The 534-nt window shown below is 47.6% G+C and carries 1 protein-coding gene; it reads right to left on the bottom strand.

Features of this window, described 5'->3' with window-relative positions; genetic code table 11:
- Positions 1-534 (bottom strand): hypothetical protein (locus tag HP566_RS07815; protein ID WP_249976703.1); only part of this gene is annotated, 534 nt, incomplete at both ends.

The following is a 534-nucleotide window of genomic DNA, read 5'->3' on the forward strand; positions in this document are numbered from 1 at the left end:
GTTTACCTAGGTTGGCAAAGTCTTCACTTGACATTAATATTTCAAAGATATCTTCAGGTGCCCCTTTGCCTTCAGCGCGGTGGGTCATAAAGTTGAAATCCATCTCAATCAGATGTTCAAGGCGCGGCGCATAAAAATCGGGATACTGTGCCTGCATAATGGGAGGCAGCTCGTTGTAATTTTCCAGCACTTCCTTAAAGAATTCGGTCATTTTGCCGGTTTGGCTGTATTCCAATTTACCTCGAGCTATAACTGCTAATCTTCTTGCTGTTTCCTGGTCATACTCTTCCTGCCAAGCTGCACGTCGCTCATTGGCCGTAAACGTGCCGCTATCGTCATAAATAATCAGTGCTAGTTGGTCTTGCGATAGGCCGCTAAAGGGGTTGCTGCCTCTGCCGTTGACAAACGAGGTGGCTTGTTTTGCTCGTTCCAGTAGTTCGGGATCATCGGTGTCAGGTACTTCAGCGTCATATTTTGCACGATGAAGATGGAAGTCGCGGGTGATAGGCTGAAGCAGCGCATTGGCTTGATTCC

Source organism: Vreelandella olivaria, from assembly GCF_023507745.1.
Taxonomy (GTDB): Bacteria; Pseudomonadota; Gammaproteobacteria; order Pseudomonadales; family Halomonadaceae; genus Vreelandella; species Vreelandella olivaria_A.